Raw genomic sequence first — 24,518 nt, 5'->3', positions numbered from 1 at the left:
ACTAATGACCGTTACGAAACCTTGACGTGGCGTGTCAAGCGGTTTAATAATAGCCGTTATGGAATGTGTTGAGTTGAGCTGATGGGACGTCATCGCGAGTTTGACCCTGATAAAGTACTTGATGCGGCGCTGGGGGTGTTTTGGGACAAGGGCTATGAGGGGGCTTCGTATGCCGACCTCACCAAGGCCGCTGGCGTGGAAAGGCCGGCGCTTTACTCCGCTTTTGGCAATAAGGAAGCGCTGTTTCGCCTGGCCCTGGCGCGCTACAACGAGCACTACCTGACCTTCATTCCCGAAGCTCTCGCTCTGCCGACAGCACGGGATGTCGCTGTCCATATGCTGTTCAGCTCAGCCGACCTGAACACCCGCTATCCCGCGCATACGGGCTGTTTGAACATCAATGGGGCTGTGGCTGCATCGGATGATGCCGAGCCGATCCGACAGGCGCTGATAGATGTCCGGGCAGCAGGTGAAATCCAGTTCCGCGAGCGCTTCGAGCGGGCAGTAGCCGAGGGTGACTTGCCCCCGAACGCCAAGCCCGCGGCCCTTGCGGCTTTCCTGATGGCAGTCCTGCACGGCATGGCCTTGCAGGCCAAAGCTGGCTTTAGCCGTGCAATGCTAGACGCCGTGGCCGAGCAGGCGCTTTCGGCCTGGCCTGCGAAACCTTGATCGGGTGGGAAGCGGAACACCCTTTGCTCGGGATCTTCCCGGCACAAGCCAATAGGACTCGAGGCTGGTGACAGCCTCGAGTCAGGTCGGTTACTCGTCACTGTTCTGAGACAGTGAGAGTGGCGCCTGAGATGAGGAAGGCGCGGTGCGGACGGCGTCCGAGGTCGTGCCTACGTCAAGGCTGGTGGCTACCGCATGGGCGGCCTCGAGCGGCCGAAATGTATGCTGATCGACGAATACCCAGTAGAAGGCGCCACTTGCGCTCTGGGCGTGAGCACGCAATGCGTCACCCCATTTCTCGATGCCCGTGACGTCGATGCCTTTGGCTTTAAGATTTGCCTCGATCTCGCTGATCGAATGACCGTTGATCTCGCGATCCGACACCAAGCTTTCTGCTGCCATGGCAACGGGAGAAGCGGCGAGTAGGGCAAGGGCGACAAAGCTGGTTTTCACAAACATGGAAGTGTCCTTTCGTGTTGACAGGACCAAAGATGTATCCTGTGATCCCTGAGGACTAGCTGGGAAGAACTTGCAAGGCTTGTGAATGGAGCTCAGCAATGGATCGTGACACCTGGGGCGACATGGCTGTTCTGGCCGCAATAGTGGAGGCGGGCGGCTTTAGCCGGGCTGCCCCTCTGCTAGGTGTTTCCGCATCCGCATTGAGCCACCGGGTCAAGGCATTGGAGAACCGACTGGGCGTGCGCCTGCTCAATCGCACCACTCGCAGCGTTGCGCCGACCGAGGCCGGCGAACGTCTTCTCGCCCGCTTGCGGCCCGCCATCGCTGAAATCGATCTGGCCATCGCCGATCTTGACGCTGATCGCGGCCGCCCCTCCGGGCGGGTCAGGGTTACAACGCATCGCTCAGCAGCGTTTGAGCTAGTGCTGCCCAAGCTGCGCCGCTTCTCGACCGATTACCCCGAAATCGTCGTGGAGCTGGTGATCGATGATGGCTTGGTGGACATCGTGGCCGCAGGGTTCGATGCTGGTATCAGGCGAGCGCCCTCGCTGGAAAAGGACATGGTGTCCATTCGGCTTGATGAAGGTGATACGCTCTATGTGGTCGCCGCGCCGTCCTATATCGCCCGATTCGGGACGCCGCAGCACCCTCAGGATTTAACAGGGCACAACTGCCTCAACTTTCGCTACCCTTCGGCCCGCTTCATCCACCGCTGGACCTTTGAGCGCGATGGCCAGACGCTGGCTTTAGACGCTCCCGGCACGTTCGTGACGAGCGACAATGATTTGCTGCTCGCCTGCGCCCGCGAAGGCGTGGGCGTTACCATCGTGCTGCAGCGACATGTTGCGCCTTATCTAGCCTCGGGAGAGCTGGTTCGGGTGCTGGAGGACTGGCACTACCACGTGCCGCCCAATCATTTGTACTATGCTGGCCGGCTCAACCAACCTCCAGCCCTCCGCGCCTTTATCGATGCCATGAAGGCACCATAGGCACGCAGGCGGGCAATGCCTCCGCAGACGACCGTCCGGACGGAACCTACCCCATTCCGGACGGTTGAAGGTATCGAGCTTACTCCTGAAAGCAGCCTAGCCGATTGCATCGGGCACCCATTGGAACCTCAGCGGCCGCTTGAGATAGGTGAGATGCGCATTGTCAGCATCGAAGTTCAAATCACATAGGTGGACATCAGCACCGTCCGCACTCATCATCTGGGTACGTCGATCCTGCTGAGACCAGCTCCGGCGAAAGTATGTGCGGATGGGAGCTACCCTGCGCTATGACGGAGCAGTTGATTGCGGAAACTTACATCGGGATTTCGGTGGGCGTAGTAGGTTACTGCGTGCTTCTTACGTCATTTTTTCGTCGTGCAGAAAGATCGGACAGGCGTCGCATTGTGCTAGGTCTGGTGGCGAGTTTTCTGCCGTTTGTGCCACTCGTTACGGCCTTTCTACTACCTGCTGTACTGGGCAGGAGCGCAGATGGTCCGAGCAATATCGCGTCTTACATCAACGCCTTCTACTTCTGGGTGGCGATTTTTCCGTCAGGCTACGTGATAGAGAAGACGAAATTCTGGAAAGCGACTGGCGCCCGCAAGCCATGACACTCGGGTTGGCACCGTCCTAGGTTCCGGAGCAGCATTCCCACTTCCGGTACGAATGCCATCACAACCGAAACCTGCCAGTCTGCATACACCCCAATTGGGACCTTGCTGCTCACTTGGCGTACCGGCAGCTATCGGGCCGAACTCGGATCCGAGTCTGGCGCCAACGCATCGCGCCAGATAGACCAGGACAGGTCCCGATCCAAGGATGCGAAGGCCGCCGCATCGCTGACCTGGGACAGGAAGAGCCACGGCTGGTGCGCTCTTCCGCCGCGTGGAGCGGGAACTGGGTGTCCCGGCACTTCTTGTCGACAATGCCGGCAAGGGCACGAGCGGCACATCGGTGGCCGATGTGGAAACGGCCGAGTTCGACAAGGTCATCAAGAGCGATCTCTAAGGTGCGTTCTATTGTAGCCGGGCGTTCATTAGGCGCCGCCGCGACGCTGAGGGAGCCGGCAAGATCATCAATATCACCTGCGTGCATGAAGGCGATCCCGAGCCCGGGGCTTCATTCCATGGCGCTGCAAAGGGGGCCTACTCACCTTCACCCGCAGCGTGGCATTAGAAGTCGCCGACTTGCGCACCAATGTGAACGCCATTGCGACCGGGCTGATCCGCACTCTCATCGCCCCGGGACCTTGACGCTCCGACCGCGCCAACAGACAGCGGCTGACCGACAGGACCATTGATGTCTTGGCACGTCGGCTTCGGGCTCCGGACCTAACCGCCTGGGTGGCTTTCCGAGAACCGCTTTGCGGCTGCCAGCACCGGGATCAAACCGCGGCCGGCATCGCTGAGGCTGTACTCGACGCGCGGTGGTTGCTCGCCAAAATCCTGTCGGATCAACAACCCGTCATTCTCCAACTCCCGCAGATGCTGCGTCAGCATCTTCTGGGAAACCTCCGGCATGTCCCGTCTGAGTTCTGAGTTTCGCAGTCTCGGTCGCTCGAAAAGACGGAACAGGATCGGAAGTTTCCAGCGACCGCTGACCATGGCCAACACTCTCGTGACATGGGCCGCCGATCCCTCCGGCCCGAGGCAAACAGACCGATCCGGATTGGGTGCAGGCACTTTTAAGTGCGTAATTGTCAGGGTCATGGACCGATCTATCTATGCAAAACGACTTCACGATAGGCGCTATGGCATGGATTTGGAACTGGACGGCAAAGTCGCACTCGTTACCGGGAGCAGCAAAGGGATCGGCGAGGCGATTGCGCGTGGGCTCGCTCGCGAGAAGGCGACCGTCATTGTCCATGGTCGCGATCGTGGCAAAACCGAGCAGGTTGCAAAAGAGATCGTCGCCGATGGAGGGCGTGCCCATGCGGTGGTCGGGGACCTGACACTTGATGGGGACGTGCAGCGCCTCGTTACCGAAGCACGGGACCTTGCTGGCCCGATCAACATCGTGGTCAATAATGCCGGTGGCTCCGGCGGCACCGAGGACTGGACCAATACGCGGGCGGCCACCTGGGCTTCCGCCTTTGGTCGCAACGTGGTGGCCGCGGTCAGGGTAACGGCTTTGTTGCTGCCGCATATGCGGGCGGCCAAGTGGGGGCGGGTCATCAACATCGCGAGCTTGGCTGGCATGATGCCGCCCGCGACGCGGCCGGACTATTCGGCGGCGAAAGCCGCCATGATCGCGATGACGGCGTCATTGGCAAAGGCGGTGGCGCTCGACGGCATTACCGTGAACATCGTGTCGCCTGGCACTATTCGCAGCATCAGCCTCGAGACCGGGTTCCGAGCTGTCGGCATTGCCAACGGCATTCCCGCGGGCGCGGCTTGGGAGCAGGTTGAACAGACCGTGTTGCCGATGTTTGCGCAAGTCCCAGTCGGCCGCGTTGGCACATTGGAGGAAATTGCGGACGCCATCGCCTTCCTGGTCAGCCCTAGAGCCGGCTATATCACTGGGTCCAACCTGCGATTGGATGGCGGCATGCTACCTACCACTTAAAGTGATGCGGAACGCTCGATGAGCATTCTAGGACACGTAAGGATTCACGTTAGCGACTTTGAGCGGTCAGACGCATTCTAGCCGTAGGCGAGATGCGGGCGGATGGCGTGATCGGCCTGGCGCTCTTTGCGGCCGATCGACCGTTTGGACGTTGACCACAGCAGAGTGCTGACCCCGGGTGGTTCCGACAACGTGGCTGCGGTACGGCCGCGCCATAGCGCAAATTATCGCGCCGCTTTCGAGGCGAGGTCTGGCGAGCGCCTTTAGATAGCGCCGAATTCCGACACGTCCACCGCCATTTTGTTGGAAAGGCGGCCAAGGTCATCCGCGATGGCGACGGCTGCTGACTGGAGGATTGGAACAAAGCGCTCGCAGGCCTCGAGTTCAGATGTGAAGGCGGATTTGAAATAGGTCAGCCCCAGGCTCGCCAGCACGCGTCCCTCAAGGCTAATGATCGGCACGGCAATGGTGTTCGAATTGCGCGGCTCGACAAATGAGGCCCGCGTCGCATAGCCCGCCTTGCGCACCTGTGCCAGCAAACGGTGGACCTCCTGTGGATGATGGCTGAGGCCATCCTCGGGATCTTCCGACTTGGTCAGCGCGTCCAGGATAAGCGCAAACTCTTCGCTCTCGATAAACGCGACATAGGCCAAGCCCAAGCCTCGTGTCAGCATCTGCAAGCGTCGGTTGACCGTGCTGTGGAATGGCGACACCGGGCTGTCGGGCACCGTGCTGAAGCGCACAACCATGCTGGTATAGTCTGGCAGGGCGATGGCTATGGGCCACTTGTGCTTGCGGGTAATGGCCAGCGCCCAGGCACGGCCCGCTTCAACTACGAGCGGGCTCTTGTGGTAGCCCGAACTAAGCGAGGTCACCAGCCCGCTCACCTGATAGCCGCCTTGTCGCGTATCGTTCTCCACATACCCCGCTTCTTCCAGGGTCTTGAGGATGCGAACGAGCGTGGGCTTGGGCAGTCCTGTGCGGGCATGCAATTGCGCGATCGTGTTGATGGGCTGTTGGTTGAGTTCCAGCAGCACATTTAGACACCGTTCGATCGACCGTATGCCCACCGTTTGCCCCTTATTCCATGGCGCATTGTTGTTCCGCAGCACGAAACAGGGGGGACTATAGGTTGAGCCGCGCCGGCGTCAACCTCTATGCCGACTGGGTATCAGGCGGGAGAGTTTTATGGGCACGAGTGCACAAAATCGGGAACAGGCGCGGCAGCTTATGGCCGGCGTCGATGAAGACGTCGCGGCGGGTCTGCTGCGGGGTGCATTGGACCTGCATGTGCATTCCGGCCCCTCGACCATGCCGCGCCAGCTTGACCATATGCAGGCCGCCGAAGAGGCCATAGCCGCTGGTATGCGGGCCGTGCTGTTCAAGGATCATCACTATTCTTCCGCCCCGTTCATCCCGCTGATGGAGCGGCTGATCGATAACAGCGAATTCTCCATGTTCAGCGGGCTGGTGCTCAACAACTCCACGGGCGGTCTGAACCCCTATGTGGTCGATGCCCAACTCAAGATGGGCGCCAAGCTGATCTGGATGCCCACAGCGCAGTCCGCCAACCACATCCGCAGCTCGCACCGCAAGTCGCGGCTCGTCTCCAATGTGCAACTGATGAATTCGCCGGCTTTGACGGTCGTCGATGAGTTGGGCAATGTCCTCGACGTTGTTAAGCAAATCCTTGATCAGATCGCCGAGTTCGACGTTATCCTGTCGTCAGGCCACCTGCATGTTTGGGAAATTTGGAAGCTGTTCGACGAGGCACGCAGCCGTGGCGTCAAGCGCCTGTTGATCAACCACCCGATGTACGGATTGCACTTCACCCCTGAAGACGTGCGCGACTTCGCCAATCTTGGCGTGATCGTAGAGCAGTCCGCCGCCATGTATGTCGACTCGCGCTTCAATGTTTATTCGCCCCAGGAACTCAAGGACCACATTGATGCGGCGGGTGTCGCCAATTCGTCGATCGGATCTGACCTTGGCCAGGTGGACAATCCCACCCCGGTCGAAGGCATGCGACAGGCAATCAAGCTCTGCCTGGCGCTGGGCTACAGCGAGGCCGATGTTCGCACCATGGTCACCCACAATCCTGCGCGCCTCGTGGGCCTGGCGACCTGAGGCGGGAGCCAATACCTAATAGAAAAAGCCGGGGTGCTCATGCCCCGGCTTTTTCGTGTCTACGGCTCGGCCCTCGCTATCCGTTGGGCAGCGGGTAGTCGTCTGCATTTAGCACCCAGCCGGGCTTGAGCGAGAAATCCAGCCGCGGCGGCGCGAAAATGTCCACCAGTTGGTTCACCTCTGGCCCTTCGGCCGTCGTGGTATGGATCGAAGGCGGCGGAATCACGCAGATCGAGGGGGACTCGCAATAAAGGTGCTCGTCCTCACGCCATACATTCATGTTCGTGGTCCACGGCCAGCGCAGATGGTGTGTAAAGGCGCCACTGAGCGCCAGCGAGCACTGCTCGAAATCTTCGTGATGATGCGGCGAGACGTTGTCGCGGGCCCGCGGACCAACGCGGGGGGTGAGGAAGTTCACCATGAAGGTGGTGCAGCGGAAGATGCGGCCAAAGCGCGACGGATCCTCGGGCACGTCCAGCGTGTACCACCGCAGTTTCAACCCATCAGCAGGCTCGGGCCAGGCCTGGAACGGCGGCACATTGGGGTGCGGGTCAGCGAAGGCGTCGGCATTTGAAGCGGCATTGGCCATATCCGCCGATTTCGGCGTCAGCAGCCGCACGATTGTACCCGGCGTCAGCATGCGAATAGTGCTCTTGCCGGGGGGCACGAATACTACCGAATATCCTGGTACCAGCTCGGTGCCAGCTTCGGTTGTGATCTCGACCCGCGTTTTTGCATCGGGGATGACAACAGCGTATTCGTCGGCCTGCGCGGTACGCTCGAACGCGCCGCCTTCCAAGGCCTTGCTGTAGGCGACGACGAAGTTCTGCCCCCGGCTGATCCAGGTCTCGCCACTGGCGTCCTTGATCTGGGGCGGGGTGCCATAGAACAGCGCGAGTTGCGAGCCGAAGAACGAGTTGTGCACCCAGCTCGCTTCGGGCTTCGGCTTATCGCCGGACAGGGTGGATCGCGGATCGCTGGAATTATACATTTTAGTTGTCCCTAAGATTATTGTGCAGGCACTATTCGGAAAGCGGCGCCTGCTTCTTGAGTCCGAGGATTTCCCGCGCCTCGCCAGGCGTAGCCACTTGGCCGCCCAACTCCCGCACGAGCCGAACCGCTTTCTCAACCAGTTGCGTGTTGCTTTGGGCTAGCACGCCCTTTTCAAGGAAAATGTTGTCCTCGAGCCCGACGCGGATGTGGCCGCCCAGCAGCCAGGCTTGGGCCAGCATCGGATATTCAAAGCGGCCAATGCCGCACCCACCCCAGTTTGAGCCTGCCGGCAGCAGGCTCTTGAGATAAGCCATCGTTTCTGGCGTGGCGACGGCGCCGTAGCGTACCCCCAGCACGATCTGACAGAATACCGGCGCCTCCAGCTTGCCCTGACGCACCATGTCGTTGAGCAGTTGAATGTCGCCGCTGTCGAACACCTCGACTTCGGGACGTACGCCTGCCGCCTGAATGTGCTCAGCCATGATGGAAAGGTTTGTCGGCGTATTGATAACCACCGACGTGCCCGAATACATCGTATTGAAATCGAGGCTGCAGAGTTCGGGGCGAAGCACTTCCACATGCGACACGCGTGGTTCAGGCCGCATCAGCGTTGTGCCGGGTGCGGCAATGCTGGGATTTTCCTCGCTTGGAATGAACCGCTGCCCCGGCCCGGTAGTCAGGTTGATGACCACATCTTCGTCGGCCGCGCGAAGGCGCTCGACCACTTCGCGGTAATGTTTGAGTTCCATGCTAGGACGCCCATCGTCATGGCGCACATGCACATGGATGATTGCAGCGCCTGCTCGGAGAGCCTCAAGCCCAGCATTGGCGATCTGCTCGGGCGTTACGGGCAGATAAGGCGTTTGCGCCAAGGTCGTGATATTGCCCGTCACCGCGCAGGTGAGGATGGTGGGATCGGCCACGGTCAGGTCCTTCGAACGGCCGCATAGGCGGCTTGGTGAGGGCTAAGTCCCACTTGCTGTCTGCCACCAGCAACCGGATTCCGGCACCGTTTCGCTCAAGGAAACGCCGTGTCGGGGCCATTTCGCACAGGGAAATGGCGCCGGTTCAACGTCTCGCGCTGCTGCCGTCTACGTATAGAAGGTGCGCAAAAGGGAACGATCCATGTCTGAGCAGCGCCCCCACTTCTCCACCTTTCGTGCCCGCCTTTTGGCGCGCGAGCGTCTTTTTGGCACCTTCGTTAAGCTGCCAACTACCCAAGTCATCGAAATGCTGGGGCAGATTGGCTACGACTTCATTATCATCGATCAGGAGCATGCGCCGCTGGATCGCTCCATCACCGACCTGATGATTTTCGCTGCCCGCGCCGCAAACCTCGCGCCAATCGTTCGAATTCCTGAATTTACCGAAGCCAATGTTCTGTCTTGTCTCGACTCTGGGGCGATGGGCATCATGGTCCCCCATGTTGCTTCCGTCGAAAAAGCTCGGGCAATCGCTCGCGCTGCCCACTACACTCCTGGCAGCCGAGGTTTTGTCGGGCTGTCGCGGGCGAGCAACTGGGGCAGCGTGGGTTCAGTCCAGCATATGGAATTGCAGGATAGTCAGATCGCCGTGATCCCCATGATCGAGGATCAGGACGCCATTGATCAGGCCGGCGACATCGCTAAACTTGAGGGCATCGACGCCCTCTTTGTCGGGCGGGGCGACCTGACGGCCTCGTTCCGTGACAACCCCGAGGCCGCGCTCAATGTCGCGGACATTGCCCGCCGTGTGGCTGATGCCGCCAAGGACGCCAATACCCCCCTCATGATGCTGCCGACGACCAAGCCGGATATGGAGTTCGTCACCGCCCTGGGCGCCACAGCCATCGTGCTCTCAAGCGATCACGGCTTCATCCGCAACGCCGCCACGGCGGCGCTCAAGGATTTCTCGGCGTAACAATCGGAGATCTGGCATGGATTTGATTGATGTTCCGCCGCTCGCCGTCCCACGCACCGTTTTGGTGACTGGCGGCAGCAGTGGCATCGGCCGGGCGACCGCCGCGCGACTTGCCGCCTTAGGGTCAACCGTCATCGTTGGCTACAACAGCCAAGCTGAAACTGCCAATAAAGTTGTTGCTGGTTTAAAGGGCAGCGGCCACCTTGCCATGCGGATCTCCATGGAGGATGGCGGGACCATCGCCGAGGCGGCCGCTGCCATCGACCAACGCTTCGGCAGCCTCGGCGCGTTGGTCAACTCCGGCGGATCCACGACACCTGTGCCAGTGGCCGACCTCGCCGCTCTGAGCGACGACATTTTTGATCAAACGGTTCTGATCAATCTGCGGGGGCCATTTGCAGTCATGCGAGCCTTTCGCCCCCTGCTGGAGCGCGGCACCGGCGCAGCGATCGTCAATGTCTCGTCAATTGCCGCAAGAACCGGAATCGGCAGCAGCCTGGCCTATGTAGCGGCCAAGGCGGGTGTCGATGCGCTCACCATCGCTCTGGCCAAGGTGTTAGCACCCAAGGTCCGGGTGTTTTCGGTCTCGCCCGCTGGCGTGGATACTGGCTTTGTGCCGGGACGCTCGCGCGAGCAACTGGAAAAGACGGCCGAACGGCTGCCGCTTGGCCATGTCACCACACCTGACGATGTGGCTCGCGCCGTAGTGGCCTGTATCGTCAATTTGACCAGCTCCACCGGCATCGTCGTGCCGGTGGATGAGGGACGGCACCTCTGAGACAGTTCGCCTCGCCAGGCGGAACGCCTGCTGCCGGTGCCTTGCGACCAGAGGATGATGCACTAGTGATGAAAGCGATCGGCCTTACGGGCTTAGGTGGCAGGCATGGATAAGCTGAACTTCTATATCAATGGCCGGTGGGTCGAGCCCGTCGGTGCCCCGACTTTGGGCGTAGTCAATCCGGCAACGGAGGAAACCATCGGCCGGATCAGCCTGGGCTCGTCTGCCGATGTGGATCGCGCCGTGAGCGCAGCCCGTCGCGCTTTCGCATCCTATTCCGAGACCAGCGTCGAGCAGCGCTTGATCTGGCTCGGCGGCATTATTTTGGGCTTCCGCGCGCGGCTGCCCGAACTGGCGCGGACCATGACATTGGAAATGGGTTCGCCGATCACCTTTTCCACCGAACGCCAGGCCACCGTCGCGCTGTTCCACTTCGAGGAAGCCGCTCGTGTGCTCGCCGACTTTGCTTTCGAGGAACGCATGGGCCCTGGCATCGTGCGCCACGAGCCCATCGGCGTGTGTGGGCTGATAACGCCATGGAACTGGCCGCTCAACCAGGTGGCCTCCAAGGTTGCGCCGGCCATTGCGACCGGCTGCACCGTGGTGCTGAAGCCGAGCGAAATCGCTCCGCTCAGCGCCATGATCCTTGCCGAGATCATCCATGATTCAGGTCTGCCGCCCGGCGTCTTCAATCTGGTCAATGGCGACGGGCCCACGGTGGGGGAGGCGCTTGCCTCACACCCCGAGATCGACCTCGTTTCTTTCACCGGCTCGACCAATGCCGGCATTCGCGTGGCCATGCTGGCGGCCCCAACTGTTAAGCGGGTGGCGCAGGAATTGGGTGGCAAGTCCGCCAACATCATCCTGCGCGATGCTGATATTCGCGCCTCGGTGATCGCGGGCGTCCACGCTTGCTACACTAATGCTGGCCAGAACTGCCAGTCTCCAACCCGCATGCTTGTCCACGTCTCGCAGCGCGACGCCGCCTTCGATGCGGCAAGAACCGCCGTAGCCTCGATCCGCCTCGGCGACCCGCTCCTGCCGGAGACCACTCTGGGACCGCTGGTCAGCCAGAGCCAGTTCGACAAGGTGCAAAAGCTTATCCAGAGCGGCATCGACGAGGGCGCCACCCTGGTCGCCGGCGGGACTGGCCGTCCAGCCGAGATGAACCGGGGCTACTACGTTCACCCGACGGTGTTCGGCGATGTCACCAGGCAGATGACCATAGCCCGCGAAGAGATCTTCGGCCCGGTTCTTTCAATCCTCAATTACGAAACCGAAGAGGAGGCGATCGAGATCGCCAATGACACGCCCTTTGGTCTGGCAGGCTTCATCCAGTCCAGCGACCCTGAGCGCGCGCTCAAACTGGCCAAACGCATCAGGGCAGGGCGCGTTTATCTTAATGGCGCACCATTCGATCGCAGTCTGCCGTTCGGCGGCTACAAACAGTCCGGAAACGGCCGGGAGTTCGGGGTCTACGGCTTCCGTGAGTATCTCGAAGTCAAGGCTGTGCTGGGCTATCCAGGCTAGCGCCTGAACACCAGCATCAGCTCCAGGAGTGTGCACGTGAAGATTACGCAAGATGTTGTTCAGGGCGGACTTTTCACCGCCATCGGCATCATCGCCCTGCTAATGGCGCTCGGTTATCCGCTGGGCACGCCGGGCCGAATGGGCCCAGGTTTTTTCCCGGTCGTCATCTCAGCTCTGCTGACTCTGACCGGATTCGTCATCCTGGCGCGAGCCCGCCTTGGTACCTCCGAGGCAATCGGACTGACGCGCTGGTTGCCTATCGCCATTGTCTCGGGTGCGATCTGCGTGTTCGGCTTCCTGCTCGACAAGTTGGGATTGCCTCTTGCGGTGCTCCTGCTGTGTCTTGGAGCTGGCATGGCCAGCATCCGGTTCGAACTGAACTGGAAGGCCGTTGGTGGAGCCGCAGCCTTTTCGGTTGTCTGCGGCGTCCTGTTCGTTTCGCTGTTGGGTCTGCCCATCCCGCTGGTCGGGACTTGGCTGCAGGCTCTGGGCGCTCCCAGTATCTAAGAGGTCGACATGGACATCTTCAGCGGGCTGCTGCTCGGCCTACAAACTGCCAGCACGTTTACAAATTTCGCATATTGCTTTGCGGGCGTGCTGCTGGGCACCGCCGTCGGCGTGTTGCCGGGCCTCGGTCCTATTGCCACCATTTCCATGCTCCTGCCCTTCACCTTCGGGCTACCAGTCGACACCGCCCTGATCATGCTGGCCGGCATCTTTTACGGCTCACAATATGGTGGCTCCACCACCGCGATCCTGATGAACCTGCCCGGCGAGGCCTCCTCGGTGGTGACCACGCTCGATGGCCACGAGATGGCCAAGCAGGGCAAGGCGGGTCGGGCGCTCGCCGCAGCCGCCATCGGAAGTTTCTTTGCCGGGACGGTCGGCACCCTTTTCATCGTCATCGCCGCACCCATTCTTGCCGGCATGGCTCTCAGCTTTGGTCCCACCGAATATTTCTCGCTGATCGTACTCGGTCTCGTTACCTCAATGGTACTGACATCCGGCTCTTTGCTCACTGGCTTTGGCATGGTGCTGCTGGGCATGCTGCTGGGCCTCATCGGCACCGACGTTAATTCAGGGGCCGCGCGCTATACCTTCGGCTCACCGGACCTGATGGACGGGCTGAACTTCGTCATCATTGCCACTGGCATCTTCGGTCTGGGGGACGTCCTAGCCAATTTGGAAAATGAGGATACGCGGGCCGCAACCATCGCAAAGGTGAGCTCGCTATTTCCCACCCGTGACGACTGGAAGCGCATGACAATGCCCATCATGCGCGGTACCGGCATCGGCGTGCTGCTGGGGGTCCTTCCGGGCGCTGGCCTGCTGCTATCTTCATTCTCAGCTTATGCGCTAGAAAAGAAAATCTCCAAGCATCCGCAAGAGTTTGGTAAAGGTGCCATTGAGGGCGTGGCTGCGCCCGAAGCTGCCAACAATGCTGCCGCCCAAACCGCCTTTATCCCCATGCTGACGCTGGGCCTGCCAGGCACCGCGACCATGGCTCTGATGATAGGAGCGCTGGTGGTCCAGGGCGTGCAGCCGGGCCCCAATATCCTGACCGAGCAACCCGCCCTTTTCTGGGGACTCGTCGTGTCGATGTGGATCGGCAATCTGCTGCTGCTTATCCTCAACCTGCCGCTTGTCGGCATGTGGGCCAAGCTGATCTCGGTGCCCTATAAATATCTATTCCCGCTGATTTGCGTATTCACCGCCATTGGCGTCTACAGCATCCGTAACAGCGCTTTCGATGTCTACCTCATGGCCCTGTTCGGCGTGCTTGGATATTTCTTCCGGAAGGCCGGCGCCGAGCCAGCCCCTCTGATCCTGGCATTGATCCTGGGTCCCATGGCGGAAGAATATCTGCGGCGTGCGCTGCTGATCTCGCACGGAGACGCGACGGTTTTCGTCACGAGCCCTGTCAGTGTCGCAACCCTGCTGATCGCAGCGGCCCTCCTAGTCTCGATCCTCCTGCCTGCCTTCCGAAAGGTGCGGCAGGATGGGCTCCAGGAAGTAGACTGACCTCAACCCGCCCGTTCACTAAACACGAGGACCAGTCATGCAAATCAACGTCGGCCAAGGTGAGGGCGACTATCTCAACCGTGCGGTGCTGTTCGACCTAGTACGCCGCGAACGCTTTGCGCGCGACCAGCGCCGGTTCGATGTGATGGCTGCGTGCTTTCATCGTGACGCCTATGTCCGCACCAGCTGGTATGACGGCAGAGGGGGCGACGCCTATGTCGCGGCAACGCGCAAGTGGATGAGCAACACCGGCAACAGCAAGCATTGGGTGTTTCCCGCTTTTGCTCAGATCATTGGGAACCGCGCCACAATCGAAAGCCCGGCCATGATCTTCAACCGGGCCAAGCTCGAAGGGGTGGAAGTCGACTTCCAGGTATTCTGCCGGTTCTTCTCCCGCGCTATATGCGAGAGTGGCGACTGGAAGTTGGCTAGCTTCCACGTCTTTTTCGAGCGTGACGTGATGGCGCCCACGCTCGCGTCTGACCCGCTACCGATCGACCGCGCCTTGCTCGACACCATGCGGCCCTCCTACAAGTTTCTCACCTATATCCAGCGCAGCCGTGGCGTGATGGTCAACCAGGACCTGCTTGGTGATGACCGACCGGAGGAACTCGCGGACTTTCATGCCAACGAAGAGCAGTGGTTGGCAGGCGAGGGACCTGTTTCGTGAGGTGGAATGGGCGGCTTGTTGAATACCTGCTGCTGTAGCTATGCGCTAAGTATCGCTCCAGCCAAGCCCAAGCAATCGAAAAGGGCGTGCAGGAGGGAAACATGAAAAGACGCGAATTTATCGTCCTTGGCGGTACCGCAGGACTATTGGCCTCAACAGGAATTTCGTTCGCGCAAGATAGCTGGCCCAGCAAGCCGGTTACAGTTCTTTCAGCTTATCCGCCGGGCGGCACCAGCGACATCCTTGCGCGTCTGGTTGCCGATATCCTGACCAAAGAATACGGCCAGCAATTCGTGCTGGAGAATATTGCTGGTGCCGCTGGCGCGCTGGCCGGTGGCAAGCTCGCGCGGTCCGCGCCGGATGGTTACACTATCCTGGTCAGCGGCAGCGCACCCTTGGCGGCGAACAAGGTGGTGCAAACCAACCTCGCCTATGACCCAGAAGCTGATTTTGAGCCCATTACGGTTTTTGCCGAAAGCCCGGCGCTGCTGACTGCCAGCATGAACGCCCCAGCCAAGACGCTGCCGGAGTTGATCGCCTATGCCAAAGCCAATCCGGGGCAGGTCAATATCGGCAATCCCGGCGCCGGCACCAAGGGTCACATTTGTGCTGCCATCATTGGCCAACAGGCGGGAGTGGAAATCAACCACGTGCCCTACAAGGGCTCGCCGCCTCTAGCCGCCGACCTGCTTGGCGGGCACATAGATTTTTCCGCCGACGCCCCGGCCAACTACCTTGCGCATATTAAGGCCGGCAAGCTGCAGGCCCTTGCGGTCACCTCGGCCCAGCGCATGGGCGAGCTTCCGGATGTGCCAACCGTTGCCGAGCAGGGGTTTGACGGTTATCAGCAAACCCTATGGTTTGGTATTGTTGGCCCCAAGGGCATGCCGGCCGAGATCATCAGCAAGATCAACGATACGCTCAAAACCTGGAGCAAATTGGCGGAATCGCAGGCGCTGCTGGTTTCGCTCGGCGTGGCGCCTGTCCTGAACACACCGGACGAAATGCGCGAAACCGTTGCCCGCGAAATCGAGGCGATCCGGCCGCTCGTCGACGCCGGGCTTGTGCGGCCGACCTAAGGACACGTTCTCAACGCATGTCTATTACCGCCCCTCACTCAGGGGCGGTAATGCCCGCCACGAGTATCGATCCGCTGACCATGTCCGCGGGCTCTCGAATGTCGGGGCGGTTTCTGCACTTCAGCAATTTCGTTGCTCTGTACCTTGAGCTCCAAGGTCCGCCTTCCTCAAGGCCAGCCACCATTGCCAGCGCTCGCTTCTGCGCGGCGATACGGAAGGCGCGTTGAGAGCGGCGTAGCCGGCATAGCTGGCCCGGCGTTGCGCAATCTCGAAAAAGAAGCCTTCCCCGATATTGCGCGAATATAGCTGGAAGAACTCCCCGTCGGCATGCGGTCATAAAAAATATTGGCAGCGCGCAGCCGATCGAGCATGGCTTCGCCAATCCCCGGCCGTGCCCGCAGATCCTCGTAGTAATTAGGCGAGGTCTGCAGCGTGGCCATGCCATTGGCGCGCAGGGCGGAGGCGGCAGCGAAGATGTCCGATGTGGCAAAGGCCAGGTGCTGGATGCTGGACCAAAAGTTTCGGCAATGAAGCGGCCGGCTAGCGTTCGCCGACTTTCCGCGCCGTTCAGCGTCAGCCGCAGTAAGCCCGAACGCGGCGATAGAGCGTCAACTGGCGCCATAGGCAGTGCGTGGCAGCGGAAGGATCGCGGGCCAGTGTTCCATGGGTGAGACTGTTCGTCCAAATCTGCGATCTGCCGCTCGCCAACGCACCGGCATATCTTGTTCATGTTCTTAGGAGAAACGACATGAGCAACAGCCAAATTATCGAACAATCCACCCAACTTCCACCCGATGATCCCAGCCGCACCGCGACCATCGTCCACCCAGAGGATGCAGGACTTACCCATTTGGGCATCGGAGCTGGCACCTACACCATCCTGATCTCGGGCGAGCAGACCGGCGGTCGCTATACAATGATCGACATGCTGGTGCCGGCTGGGGGTCCACCGCCCCATCGTCATGATTTCGAGGAGATTTTCCACATTCTCGAAGGCGAGCTAGAAATTGCCTTCCGTGACGAGGTCCATCACGTCGGCCCCGGCCAATCCATCAACATCCCGGCCAATGCGCCGCATGGCTTTCGCGTGGTGTCGGCGGCTCCGGCCCGCTTCCTCTGCATCTGCCTGCCGGCGGGGCAGGAAGAATTCTTCAAACTCGTCGGTGAAGTGCTCCCGAGCCGCACCGCGCCACCGACCCCGCCAACTCCCGAAATCCTGGCGGAGCGCCGCGAAATCCTGATGGCCAATGCCGCCCGTTTTCATAGTGAGTTTCTGCCTCCTCGTGGATGAACCATCCTTTCGTCACCACGCGACATAGGCCGCCAACTCGTCCGGCGTGCCTTTAGGAAAGGCCAGCCGCAAATGCTCGAGAAAGGCCGATACCCGCGCACTTAGCAGGCGCCGAGACGGATAAAGCGCCCAAAGAGTGGTGTCGGGAGCATCGATGTCGCCCAAATGCACCAACCGGCCGGCGGCCAGGTCATGGCTGACCAACGAGATCGGCAGTTGCCCGGCGCCAACCCCTGCACGGACAGCATCGCGGATCATGGGCAGCGATGAAAGTTTAAGAATTGGATCAATGGCCATGCTCTTGGGTCCGGTCGGCGAGCGCAGGCTCCAGGTCACGGCGCGCTCGCCTGACACCCGGACAACCGCTGGCACCGGCTCGTCCTTGTCCGGACGCGCCAAGGCGGGGCTCCCAACCACAACGAGCCGATCATGCAGGAAGGCGCGTCCGACCAGACTTTCATCGGGCTTTGGGTTGACCCGGATCACCAGATCATAGGCCTCCTCAACCATGTCGACATTGCGGTCCTCACCCGTCACCTCGAGCCGGACCTGGGGGTATTTCATCGCAAACTCGGCGGCGAGTTTTCCCATCGCCATCTGGGAGAACAACAATGGCGCGCTGATCCGGAGCGTGCCGCGTGGATTCTCGCCACCGGATGCAATAGCTGCCGCAGCCTCCTCGAGTTCAGTGAGCAGAACGCCAGTTCGCTCGAACAAAGCGCGGCCTTCCTGCGTAAGCTTCAGGGCGCGCCCACCCCGCTCAAACAAGCGCAGTTGCAGGCTCGCTTCCAGTTCGCTCACCCGGCGGGACAATGTTGCCTTGGGGCGCCCGGCTTGTCTTGCCGCCTTGCCGAACCCGCCATGGCGGGCAACCAGGTTGAAGTCAGCGAGAGCGAGCAAATCCATGTGTTTCACCTCTAAGACATTGGGCCCAGACATATCGCCTATGGGGTGACCAAGCGAAAAGGGAGCCTTGGCTCCCCTTGTGTCTTGAACGATGATGACACGGCTATTGCCGTGAACCCGGTTAAGCTGTCACTCGCTGGCCCAGTGGCCATACATGATGGGCATCAGCCCGACCATGGAGGCGAAGCGCTCCCAGCTCTTATGCTCGGGCAGGGTCCAGCCCGCTTCGGCGACGGCGGAAAGGCGGGGGAAAACCAAGCGATCAAAGATCGCGCGGTCAGTCATCGATTCCGACCAGATGCAGCTCTGGATACCCAACAGGTGCTTGAGCGCCTCTGGCGAAAAACCCTCCCGTGCCTCGAACTCATAGGTTTCGCGCGGGCCGGACCATCCCGCCCAGCCGGCGCCCGGCTCGGCCCAGGAGACGCCATTGGCCATGTCGAGATAATAGCGCTGGCCCGGGGAAACCACGATGTCGAACCCGCGCTCGGCCAGCTCGGCATTGACCTCCACATTACGCCAGCCGATCACATAGGAATGCTCCTTGGTCACGGCATCGCCATGCGCCGCCTCTTCCCAGCCGCCGGTCAGGGCGCCTTTCTTGGTGATATAGGCGTGGACGCGCTTGATGAACTCGGCCTGCAGGATCGCGGTGGGGGAGCCTTCGATCTCGTCGGCGCCATGATGGTTGCCCAGCTGGTTGAACTGTGCCTCGTGCTTTTGACGCATCTCGGGCCCTGCGAGCTGTTCCAGCATGTCCAGCGCCAGCGGCGAGCCTGACCAGGCCGCCAGCGGCACCTCGTCGGCGCCGATATGGAAGATGCCGGCCGGAAACAGCTCCAGCACTTCATCCACCACGGCCTCGACGAACCGGTAGACCGGCTCATGGGCCGGGTTGAGGCTGTTGTTGGGAAAGCCTTGCACGCTTTGGTATTGGCCGGTCTCACTGGGATCGCGCAATTCGGGCAGTGCTTGCAGCGCCGCATAGAAGTGCCCTGGCATATCCACTTCGGGGATCACCGCGATCCCTAGACTATCGGCCAAGGCCACGATCTGGCGGATAACCGGCTTGGAGTAATACCCCCCTGTGGGCTGCGGCCCCGAGCCCAACAGCGGCGGCATCGCAAGACCATGGCCACGCCAGGCCGCAACCTCGGTGAGCGCGGGATAAGCATCGATCTCGATGCGCCAGGCTTCGTCCTCGGTCAGGTGCCAGTGGAACTTGTTCATCTTGTTCCAGGCCAGGATCTTGAGAAACTGGCTGACCTCGGCGCCGGTGTAGAACTGGCGCGCGACATCGAGGTGACTGCCCCGAAACGCAAATCCGGGCTCGTCGGTAATGGTGCCCCCCGTCGGGAAGCTGAACGTGTCTGGATGGAGCCGCGCTCCCCGCAGCATCTGCCCCAAGGTCACAAGCCCATAAAACAGCCCCTGCCGCGTGGTCGCCGCCACGATGGCGCCAGCCTCGGCAAACTCGATCCGGTAGGCTTCCGCCGCCATACCCGGCTGCTCCACCAGCCTTACCGGCAGGCCCGCTTCGGACGCCGGGCGCACAATGGCCTCCACGGGGAACAGATCATGCACTAGCCCGGCAAAGGCCGCCGCCGCGCGGTTTGCCGCTTCGCCCTGCGGTTTAAGGTCAAAACCCGTGGGTGCAATGCGGCTGCCCGTGGTCGCCACCTGGCGCGGCCAGGGAATGATCGCATGGCGCGCGGGTGATCGGGCCGGCACCGCAAACCGGGCTGCGCCTTTCAGGAGTGGGGAATTGTGCCCCTTGCCCTGGGTGGGCGCGGTCGTTACCGCCACCGCCGTCCCGTCCTCCAGCACCACATAGGCCGCATTGGCCCCGTCGCTCCAGTGCCGCAGGCCATAAGACAGGCCGCGGGCGGTCGCCACCCAGGTTTCGCCAGGCTGCAGCACCAGCCCCTCGGGCGGCCCGATCAGCGTGTGGTTGGAAAGGCGCTTGAGCAGCGTGCCATTTTCCAGCGTTGCCGTCGGATCGATCCGTGCCGGCCCTGAAAAGCCAAGCTGGAAGTTGGCAACCGGGCTGGTGCCGGTATTGGTCAGCTCCAGACCATAGCCGAGCGGCTCCCCGTCAGCGGCAGGGGACCAGGAGGTTCGGAGGGCAAAGGCGATGGTCATGGGCAAAATTCACTCTACAGGCTGGAAGAAGGGACGGCGTGGCAGCACCCGCCCTGGGACGAGTGAAATGGACGGGGAAACAAGGCGTCGGTGGGGACAACCGAAGAAAGCACCACGCAAAGCCCTAGTCCCCCAGCGGCTGGGCGTCGTCACCGTCGCGGTTAACGACCAGTTGGTGCTTGATGCGGCGCATGCTGCCAATGGCACGGGAGCCCAGGCGCACGGCCACGGTCTGGGCGAGGATGTCGAGCGTGGCCAGAAAGGCGTAGCGCCCGGGAGTGGGGCGAACAATGTCCTGGTTTTCGCGCCAAAAGACGGGCACCAGCACATCGGCCTGCTCAGCCATGGCCGAACCCGCGCGCGAGACCACCAGTCGCGTCGTGCCATATTCCCCTGCCGCTGCCAGCGCCCGCGCCAGCGGCAGGTTATTGCCCGAAAGCGAAAACGCGAGCACGACACTCCCTACTGGCGCGGAAGCGGCGCGCATCAGCTGCACCTGATGGTCGGTGGATGAGGTCACCTTGAGCCCCAGACGAAACAAACGGGCCTCCGCTTCGCTCGCGACCATGGAGGAGGAACCCCCCGAGCCAAAGCACAGCACAAAGCTCGAAGCCGCCAGTGCCTCGGCCGCGCGCTCGATGGCGTCAAAATCCAGCGCCTCGAAGCTGTCGTAAAGCGTGGACTGGATGCCGTTCACCACCTCCTGGGCGATGTCATGCACGCTCGTTGGCCCCGAACTTGGGGCGATATAGCGCTGGCCCACAAAGCGCGACTGCGCCAGCCTCACCTTGAAATCGGCATAGGAGTCGCAGCCCAGCCGGCGGCAAAACCGTGTCACCGTGGGCGGTGACACCTCGGCCTGGGCGGCAAGATCGACAATGCTCATCTTGAGCACGCCTTCCACATCGGCCAGCACGATTCCGGTAAGGGCCTGCTCCGAGCGGGTAAAAACCGTCTTCTCGCTCTGCAGCAGCCCGACAATGTCCAGCATGGGCCCTCCCCGAACGCGCGCCCGCCTAGTAGATGGCGAGCCCCCGGCTATCAAACACATGCACCTGGTCGGGCTCGAAGCTAACCTCGATCGGAGCGCCTTCGGTGATCCTGGGATCCCCTTCAAAGAGCCCGATGAAGTTCTCGCCGCCCGGCAGCCCGGAATAAATCACTGTGTGGATGCCCAGATGCTCGACAATGCGCGGCATGATGGTGAGCGTGAAGGCGCCGGGCCCGAGATTGAGATGCTCGGGACGGACGCCCAGCGTCACGGGCTCACCGATAGCGGGCGCCGACCGACGGGGCAGGGAAAGAGTCCCAAGCACGCCCAAATCAAGGCTCACCATCGCGCCATCGAAGGCGGCCACCGTGCCGTTGATGAAGTTCATCTTGGGCGAGCCGATAAAGCCCGCCACGAACAGATTATCGGGCCTGTGGTACAGATCGAGCGGGGAGCCGACCTGCGAGATCTGGCCGGCGTCGAGCACCACGATCTTGTCGGCCATGGTCATGGCCTCCACCTGGTCGTGGGTCACATAGATCATGGTCGAGCCCAGCCGCTTATGGAGCTCCATCAACTCGATGCGCATCTCCGAGCGTAGCGCCGCATCCAGATTGGAAAGCGGCTCGTCAAAGAGAAAGATCTTGGGCTGACGCACGATCGCCCGCCCGATGGCCACGCGTTGCCGCTGCCCGCCCGAAAGCTGGCCCGGCCGATGCTGCAGGCGCGGCTCCAGCTGCAGTACCTTGGCCGCGGCATGGACGCGCTTGTCCACCTCGGCCTGGGGCAGCCTTTCCACCCGCAGGGGAAAAGCGATGTTCTCGAACACGGTCATATGCGGATAAAGCGCATAGGATTGGAACACCATGGCAATGCCGCGTTGCACCGGCGGCAGCTCATTGACGGTCTTGCCCGAGATGACGATCTCGCCGGCGCTCACATTCTCGAGCCCCGCGATCATGCGCAAGAGGGTGGACTTGCCGCAGCCCGAAGGCCCCACAAACACCACGAACTCGCCATCGGCCACGTTCAGATCGATTCCCTTGATGACGCGGGCTTCATTGAAGCTCTTTTCAACGCTTTTGAGGCTGAGCTGCGACATGGATCTGCTGTCTCCGATGGGGAAAACCGCCGCCCGTGGGCGGCGGCGAGATCGCTGTAGTTTCTTACTTGTACTGCTGGATTTCGGCGGCGGCGTTTTCCAGCGCAGCCTGCGGCTCGGCCTGGTCAGTCACCACGGACTGGACCATCTCGATCATCACGTTCTGGAAGCCGACATAGTCAGTGAGGAGCGGTTCGGGACCGCCAAACTCGATGCCATCAACGAAGGGCTTCCAGTGCGGTTTTTCGGCGATCATGGCGTCCACTTCAGGAGAAGGCCGCAGCGGAGTAAGACCGCCTTCGGACAGCTCGTAGGCCAGCTGGTTTGCCGGCGACGTCAGGAACTTGCCAAATTCGATAACCTTGTCTTCTTGGCCGGTGCCCTTGAACACGGCCAGGGAGTCGGTGATCAGCAGCGTGCCCGGACCCTGTGCGTCAGGACCAACTGGTAGGGGAGCAACGCCCCAATTGATGCCGGCTTCCGTGCCGCGATTGGCGCAGCTGACCGAGCAGTGCATCATGGCAAGGCCACCGTCGAGCCAGATGGCGCGCACTTCGTTCTGCTCATAGGCCGTGGGGCCTTCTTCGGAATAGGGAACGATGTCCTTGAAGGCCGTCAGGGCCGCAAGGTTCTGCGGGCTGTTGAGGACGATATTTCCATCGGCATCGATGACCTGCCCGTTGTTGGTGTAGATCCAGTGCAAGAACCAGTGCACGGTGCCATCAAAGGTCTTGGCGATCATGCCAAAGCCCGCGGCGTCAGTGTTCTCGGTGATCTGCTTGGCAAAAGCCTGCTGCTCTTCCCAGGTCTTGGGCGGAGTTTCGGGATCGAGCCCGGCCTGTTCGAACAAATCCTTGTTCCAGAAAAAGGCCTTGGTGGAGAACGCCACCGGGATGCCCCACTGCGCGCCTTCGAAGGTCACGGTCTCGGGTACGAAATTGTAGTAGGCGGCCTTCTCCTCGTCCGACATCGGGACGGGAACGATCAAGTCGTTCTGGGCGAATTGCTTGAGGGTGCGCGAGCCGACATAGGCGATGTCGACGGGGGTGCCGGCGACGGCGAGGGTCGTCACCTTGTCCTGGCACTGACCCCAGCCGACGAGTTCGGGCGCAACGGGGTACTCGGGATTGGCGGCGTTCCATTCTTCGAAGAGTTTGGTGTAGACCGGGGTCACCACATCACCGCACAAGATGATGTTGATCTCCTCGGCGGCGGCCATTCCCGCCAGTCCGGTGGAGCCGGACAGGGCGGCAAGTGAGGCCAGGACGAAGCGCTTGGGTATTTTCATGCGTTAGTCTCCCTTTGTGATACGCGGTCCCTTCCAGAGCCGCTTTTTTCCTTGGCCGGGAGCAGGGTCCCGGCGTCCGAAACCCTTGGTTGCTTTATTGCTTGATTGCCCCGGCGGTGAGGCCGGCTACGAGATAGCGTTGCAGAAAAACGATCACGATCATGACGGGCAGGATGCCCACGAAGGAGGCCGCCATCAGCTCGTTCCAGAGCACCTCCTGCTTGCCGAAAAAGGCATAAAGCCCGATCGGCAGCGGCATGAACTCCGTCTTGGAATTAAAGGTCAGCGCAAAGATGAATTGCTGCGCATACGCCCCGATAAAGGTCATGATGGCCACGACAACGATGCCGGGCATGGCCAGCGGCAGGATCACCCGGCGCAGGGTATAAAGGCGTGAGGCACCATCGACCCAGGCGGCCTCGTCCAGTTCGCGCGGAATGCGCAGCATATAGGTGCGCAACAGCCAGATAGACGAGGGGATCAGGAAAGCCGCGCCCGGCACGATCATGGCGAAATAGGTGTTGAGCAGGCCCATGGCCCGCATCAGGCGAAACAGCGGGATCAAGAGCACCGCGCCGGAAAACATGTTCACGGCCAGGAACATACCCAGCAGCATGCCGGCCCCGGCGAAGCGGAAGCGGGCAAAGGCATAGGCCGCCGGCACCACCACGACGAGGACGATCAGCGTCACCACGCTGGAGATGAAAAACGAGTTGAAGATGTGCAGGCCCAGCATGGGGACGCTGGACCACATATCGATATAGGCGTTGAAGGAGCCGTTTTTCGGAATGAAGCTGTAGGGCGTCGAGAACAACTGGGCGAGCGGCTTCAGCGAGACCATGAAGCCCTCGATAAAGGGCGCGAGCACGAAGAACAGGAATAGCGCGATCCCCGAATAGATCGCGACCACTTCGTACCACTGGTAGCGGTCGATCATCGCCCTTGTGGAGCGTGCCCTGGCCTTGCGCCCCGGGCGCACCAGCGCCGCCTCATCGACGGCCGCAACTTCCTGGGAATG

At 61.2% G+C, this 24,518-nt stretch carries 25 protein-coding genes and 1 pseudogene; 14 read left to right on the top strand and 12 right to left on the bottom strand.

Annotation, left to right across the window (positions count from 1 at the left end):
• Positions 1-81: 81 nt before the first annotated feature.
• Positions 82-669 (top strand): TetR/AcrR family transcriptional regulator, encoded by a 588-nt coding sequence (locus AC3YOG_RS16175; RefSeq protein ID WP_489935804.1) that lies wholly within the window; start codon positions 82-84, stop codon positions 667-669.
• Between the two features lie 90 nt (positions 670-759).
• Here AC3YOG_RS16175 and AC3YOG_RS16170 read toward each other — a convergent pair whose 3' ends face one another.
• Positions 760-1,128, bottom strand: a complete 369-nt coding sequence (locus AC3YOG_RS16170; protein WP_489935803.1) for a hypothetical protein — start codon at positions 1,126-1,128, stop codon at positions 760-762.
• Between the two features lie 98 nt (positions 1,129-1,226).
• Here AC3YOG_RS16170 and AC3YOG_RS16165 point away from each other — a divergent pair, with 98 nt between their 5' ends.
• The 3 genes from AC3YOG_RS16165 to AC3YOG_RS16155 all read left to right on the top strand — a co-directional run bounded on the left by AC3YOG_RS16165 (position 1,227) and on the right by AC3YOG_RS16155 (position 3,125).
• Positions 1,227-2,117, top strand: coding sequence for a LysR family transcriptional regulator (locus tag AC3YOG_RS16165; RefSeq protein ID WP_172124641.1), 891 nt, complete (start codon positions 1,227-1,229; stop codon positions 2,115-2,117).
• Positions 2,118-2,404: 287 nt separating this feature from the next.
• Entirely contained in the window at positions 2,405-2,728 is a 324-nt protein-coding gene (locus tag AC3YOG_RS16160; RefSeq protein ID WP_489935802.1) for a hypothetical protein, read from the top strand.
• A gap of 274 nt (positions 2,729-3,002) precedes the next feature.
• Entirely contained in the window at positions 3,003-3,125 is a 123-nt protein-coding gene (locus tag AC3YOG_RS16155; RefSeq protein ID WP_489935801.1) for a hypothetical protein, read from the top strand.
• Positions 3,126-3,448: 323 nt separating this feature from the next.
• On the opposite strand, the gene AC3YOG_RS16150 is transcribed toward AC3YOG_RS16155, so the two are convergent.
• A complete protein-coding gene (locus tag AC3YOG_RS16150) occupies positions 3,449-3,826 on the bottom strand; it encodes a winged helix-turn-helix transcriptional regulator (RefSeq protein ID WP_489935800.1) in 378 nt (125 codons plus the stop codon).
• Between the two features lie 46 nt (positions 3,827-3,872).
• Between AC3YOG_RS16150 and AC3YOG_RS16145 the strand changes: the two genes are divergently transcribed.
• Positions 3,873-4,682, top strand: a complete 810-nt coding sequence (locus tag AC3YOG_RS16145; RefSeq protein ID WP_489935799.1) for an SDR family NAD(P)-dependent oxidoreductase — start codon at positions 3,873-3,875, stop codon at positions 4,680-4,682.
• Positions 4,683-4,945: 263 nt separating this feature from the next.
• Here AC3YOG_RS16145 and AC3YOG_RS16140 read toward each other — a convergent pair whose 3' ends face one another.
• A complete protein-coding gene (locus tag AC3YOG_RS16140) occupies positions 4,946-5,752 on the bottom strand; it encodes a helix-turn-helix domain-containing protein (RefSeq protein WP_489935798.1) in 807 nt (268 codons plus the stop codon).
• 118 nt (positions 5,753-5,870) lie between these two features.
• On the opposite strand from AC3YOG_RS16140, the gene AC3YOG_RS16135 reads away from it, so the two are divergent.
• Positions 5,871-6,809: a DUF6282 family protein gene (locus AC3YOG_RS16135; protein ID WP_489935797.1), complete on the top strand. Its 939-nt coding sequence runs from the start codon at positions 5,871-5,873 to the stop codon at positions 6,807-6,809.
• Positions 6,810-6,885: 76 nt separating this feature from the next.
• Here the strand turns inward: AC3YOG_RS16135 and AC3YOG_RS16130 are convergent, their stop codons facing one another.
• Both AC3YOG_RS16130 and AC3YOG_RS16125 read right to left on the bottom strand, forming a co-directional pair.
• A complete protein-coding gene (locus tag AC3YOG_RS16130) occupies positions 6,886-7,800 on the bottom strand; it encodes a cupin domain-containing protein (protein ID WP_489935796.1) in 915 nt (304 codons plus the stop codon).
• Between the two features lie 31 nt (positions 7,801-7,831).
• On the bottom strand, positions 7,832-8,725 hold the full coding sequence (locus tag AC3YOG_RS16125) for a beta-keto acid cleavage family enzyme (RefSeq protein WP_489935795.1): 894 nt from the start codon (positions 8,723-8,725) through the stop codon (positions 7,832-7,834).
• 202 nt (positions 8,726-8,927) lie between these two features.
• On the opposite strand from AC3YOG_RS16125, the gene AC3YOG_RS16120 reads away from it, so the two are divergent.
• The 7 genes from AC3YOG_RS16120 to AC3YOG_RS16090 all read left to right on the top strand — a co-directional run bounded on the left by AC3YOG_RS16120 (position 8,928) and on the right by AC3YOG_RS16090 (position 15,780).
• Positions 8,928-9,701: an HpcH/HpaI aldolase family protein gene (locus AC3YOG_RS16120; RefSeq protein ID WP_172124627.1), complete on the top strand. Its 774-nt coding sequence runs from the start codon at positions 8,928-8,930 to the stop codon at positions 9,699-9,701.
• Positions 9,702-9,717: 16 nt separating this feature from the next.
• The gene (locus AC3YOG_RS16115; protein ID WP_489935794.1) at positions 9,718-10,479 is read left to right on the top strand and encodes an SDR family NAD(P)-dependent oxidoreductase; all 762 of its coding nucleotides are present in this window, start codon (positions 9,718-9,720) and stop codon (positions 10,477-10,479) included.
• Between the two features lie 105 nt (positions 10,480-10,584).
• A complete protein-coding gene (locus tag AC3YOG_RS16110) occupies positions 10,585-12,009 on the top strand; it encodes an aldehyde dehydrogenase family protein (protein WP_489935793.1) in 1,425 nt (474 codons plus the stop codon).
• Between the two features lie 36 nt (positions 12,010-12,045).
• Positions 12,046-12,516 carry a tripartite tricarboxylate transporter TctB family protein gene (locus AC3YOG_RS16105; protein ID WP_489935792.1) on the top strand — a complete coding sequence of 157 codons (471 nt, stop codon included), beginning with the start codon at positions 12,046-12,048 and terminating at the stop codon, positions 12,514-12,516.
• A gap of 9 nt (positions 12,517-12,525) precedes the next feature.
• Positions 12,526-14,031 carry a tripartite tricarboxylate transporter permease gene (locus AC3YOG_RS16100; RefSeq protein ID WP_489935791.1) on the top strand — a complete coding sequence of 502 codons (1,506 nt, stop codon included), beginning with the start codon at positions 12,526-12,528 and terminating at the stop codon, positions 14,029-14,031.
• 37 nt (positions 14,032-14,068) lie between these two features.
• A complete protein-coding gene (locus AC3YOG_RS16095; protein WP_172124617.1) occupies positions 14,069-14,701 on the top strand; it encodes a nuclear transport factor 2 family protein in 633 nt (210 codons plus the stop codon).
• 101 nt (positions 14,702-14,802) lie between these two features.
• A complete protein-coding gene (locus tag AC3YOG_RS16090) occupies positions 14,803-15,780 on the top strand; it encodes a Bug family tripartite tricarboxylate transporter substrate binding protein (RefSeq protein WP_489935790.1) in 978 nt (325 codons plus the stop codon).
• Between the two features lie 193 nt (positions 15,781-15,973).
• On the opposite strand, the pseudogene AC3YOG_RS16085 reads toward AC3YOG_RS16090, so the two are convergent.
• Positions 15,974-16,369, bottom strand: a pseudogene (locus tag AC3YOG_RS16085) (3-keto-5-aminohexanoate cleavage protein); the annotation flags it as partial.
• Between the two features lie 159 nt (positions 16,370-16,528).
• Here AC3YOG_RS16085 and AC3YOG_RS16080 point away from each other — a divergent pair.
• Positions 16,529-17,071: a cupin domain-containing protein gene (locus AC3YOG_RS16080; protein WP_489935789.1), complete on the top strand. Its 543-nt coding sequence runs from the start codon at positions 16,529-16,531 to the stop codon at positions 17,069-17,071.
• Between the two features lie 12 nt (positions 17,072-17,083).
• Here AC3YOG_RS16080 and AC3YOG_RS16075 read toward each other — a convergent pair whose 3' ends face one another.
• From AC3YOG_RS16075 to AC3YOG_RS16050, 6 genes are all read right to left on the bottom strand, one after another.
• Positions 17,084-17,977 (bottom strand): LysR family transcriptional regulator, encoded by an 894-nt coding sequence (locus AC3YOG_RS16075; protein WP_489935788.1) that lies wholly within the window; start codon positions 17,975-17,977, stop codon positions 17,084-17,086.
• 129 nt (positions 17,978-18,106) lie between these two features.
• A complete protein-coding gene (locus AC3YOG_RS16070; protein ID WP_489935787.1) occupies positions 18,107-20,119 on the bottom strand; it encodes a beta-N-acetylhexosaminidase in 2,013 nt (670 codons plus the stop codon).
• A gap of 124 nt (positions 20,120-20,243) precedes the next feature.
• Positions 20,244-21,110 (bottom strand): MurR/RpiR family transcriptional regulator, encoded by an 867-nt coding sequence (locus AC3YOG_RS16065; RefSeq protein ID WP_489888475.1) that lies wholly within the window; start codon positions 21,108-21,110, stop codon positions 20,244-20,246.
• A 25-nt stretch (positions 21,111-21,135) separates the two neighbouring features.
• The gene (locus AC3YOG_RS16060; protein WP_489935786.1) at positions 21,136-22,212 is read right to left on the bottom strand and encodes an ABC transporter ATP-binding protein; all 1,077 of its coding nucleotides are present in this window, start codon (positions 22,210-22,212) and stop codon (positions 21,136-21,138) included.
• A gap of 64 nt (positions 22,213-22,276) precedes the next feature.
• On the bottom strand, positions 22,277-23,500 hold the full coding sequence (locus AC3YOG_RS16055; RefSeq protein ID WP_489935785.1) for an extracellular solute-binding protein: 1,224 nt from the start codon (positions 23,498-23,500) through the stop codon (positions 22,277-22,279).
• Between the two features lie 94 nt (positions 23,501-23,594).
• Positions 23,595-24,437 (bottom strand): carbohydrate ABC transporter permease, encoded by an 843-nt coding sequence (locus AC3YOG_RS16050; RefSeq protein ID WP_489935929.1) that lies wholly within the window; start codon positions 24,435-24,437, stop codon positions 23,595-23,597.
• Positions 24,438-24,518 lie beyond the last annotated feature (81 nt).

The organism is Devosia sp. Z6_126, assembly GCF_058133495.1.
This window is presented reverse-complemented; position numbering and strand designations above follow the sequence as displayed.